Below are 760 nucleotides of genomic sequence, written 5' to 3'. Positions count from 1 at the left end.
CTCACGCGCACTTGTAAATACCTTGCCCAGCAGCCACTTTCTATAATAGGCATCTTTGGCTTTCTCGTGCTCGTATTGACTGATGAGTCCTTGCATAACCAGACTGGCCAGATATTTCAGCGGATGCAACCCGCCTTGTGCGCCTCCACCTCCAGCACGGCTCGTTCCTGTACTTCGAACAGGAATAGCTGCGCTTGCTAGCAGACTCGCACTCACCGCCGCTCCGGCAAGTCCGCCTAATGCCGCTCCCGCTACTGCTCCTATCACCGGAATGGAGCCTAGCAGCTTGGACTCCGTACCCAGCAATCCATCCGCTTGTTTTTGATCGGCCGGGCTCGTGAGCTTCGCGGTCGGAGTCTTGGCTTTGTTGTCGGTGGAACCCTCCGTGGCTGCGGCTTGGGCTGATTCGTAGTCTTTCACATTCATCAGCGGCGGCTCCGGCACAGGAGGAAGATCCATGACGAACACTGGAGCCTTCACCGTTCCCTCTTGCTCAACTACCGGGGCCTTGATATCCGTTTCACCATCCAGGACCATGCTGCTGGCTCCGCCTGTGAGGTACAATGCACTTCCCGCTGTAAGCGACAGTTCCTGACCTGCATCCAGCTTCACGTGACCGCCTTGAATCCGCACATCTCCCGGGCTGCTGACGGTAATGCCGTTCCCTTCATGAAGCGTAATTGACAATGCTCCCGAGGTAGACAGGGTCAGTTCTTGTTCGGACATGTCCACGCCGCTTCCTTGCGCATGTCTCCATACT

At 56.6% G+C, this 760-nt stretch carries 1 pseudogene; it reads right to left on the bottom strand.

What is annotated here, in order from left to right:
* Positions 1 to 760 (bottom strand): annotated as a pseudogene (locus ABD76_RS13150) (contractile injection system protein, VgrG/Pvc8 family); the annotation flags it as partial.

Source organism: Paenibacillus dendritiformis (assembly GCF_015845845.1).
GTDB classification, from domain to species: domain Bacteria; phylum Bacillota; class Bacilli; order Paenibacillales; family Paenibacillaceae; genus Paenibacillus_B; species Paenibacillus_B dendritiformis_C.
Note: the sequence above shows the minus strand (reverse complement) of the source record. Positions and strands in the feature narration are given on the sequence as shown.